This is a genomic window from Rhizobium giardinii bv. giardinii H152 (assembly GCF_000379605.1).
Taxonomy (GTDB): domain Bacteria; phylum Pseudomonadota; class Alphaproteobacteria; order Rhizobiales; family Rhizobiaceae; genus Pararhizobium; species Pararhizobium giardinii.
Genome location: NZ_KB902634.1, coordinates 1 through 1,191, shown reverse-complemented (window position 1 = coordinate 1,191; position 1,191 = coordinate 1). Strand labels below are relative to the sequence as shown.

Here is a 1,191-nt window from a genome sequence, read left to right as displayed (position 1 = left end):
GCAAGGCCCGGGTACGACTGACGGCAAGGCGGCTGAACTTCCTGCTGCACGACGGGCCGGAGCGTCATATGGAGCTGGCTTTGCAGACCGGGCAGGAGCACCTGATCTTACAAAAAGGACTGCTCTACGTCTATCCCGACCGCGCCGCCTTCGAGGCCGAGGCGTTGAGCTGGGAGCTGCGGCGCGAGAATAGTGTGGCCTATGTGGAATGGGATGAGGCCATGCTGCGGCAGAGGCTGCCCGCGCTCGGCTTCGGCTACAGGTTTGCCGTCCATGTGGTCGCGGGCGCGCATTGCAGAGATACCGGGCGCTATGTGGCCGGCATTGTGGAGGCGGCACGGCTGAAGGGCGTGCAGTTCCGCCAGTCCGCCGTCACCGCCATTCTCGACGCCGTAGCGCCTCGCGTACTCCTCGGAGACGGCGAGACGCTGTCGGCCGAGCACATCGTGGTGGCCGCTGGTATTCATTCTGGCCGCCTCCTACAGCGACTGGGTGTGCGCATTCCGATGGAGAGCGAGCGGGGCTATCATGTGACCGTGGCGTCCGGGGAAACGCCCTTCGAGATCCCTGTCATGCCGAGCACCGGCCGGATGGCCAACACACCGACGGACATGGGCCTGCGCCTCTCGGGCCAAGTCGAGCTTGCGACGGTGGAAAAACCGCCAAACTGGAAACGGGCCGAGGTGCTGCAACGGCACGCACTGGCAAGCTACCCCTACCTTTCCGTCAACAAGACGCCCGAACTCCGGCTTTGGATGGGCCATCGCCCATCCACCCCGGACGGACTGCCCGTGATCGGCCCACTGTCGCGCCATTCCCGCCTCATCGCTGCCTTCGGACATGGTCACATCGGCATCGCCGCCGCGCCAAAAACGGCGGATCTGGTGCTGGATGCGCTGAAAAACCGTATCTGCGATGACGCGCGCCCCTTTTTACCGAACCGCTTCGGGCAATAGCCGGATCACGCTTTCCAGCGTCGCATCGGGAGGTGTCGTATTGCAGTCAATCGTAAGACTCGCACTTCAATAAGTTTCAGTACGTCGATGAAATCGACGACGCCTTGCAATGATTAAACGAAGCCTTTCCTGCGCAGATTATCTGCCAAATGAGATCAGAGATCCCCGCGAAATTAGAACCAATCGCCGTTCGCGAGGGTCACGCCTGTCCGACTGGTCCTGCGGGCGGAGAGTA

The 1,191-nt window shown here is 62.3% G+C and carries 1 protein-coding gene; it reads left to right on the top strand.

Annotated elements, in window-relative coordinates:
* A partial coding sequence (locus A3AY_RS35140) for an NAD(P)/FAD-dependent oxidoreductase (protein ID WP_018325880.1) occupies nt 1-956 on the top strand: 956 nt, incomplete at its 5' end.
* Between the last annotated feature and the right edge of the window lie 235 nt (nt 957-1,191).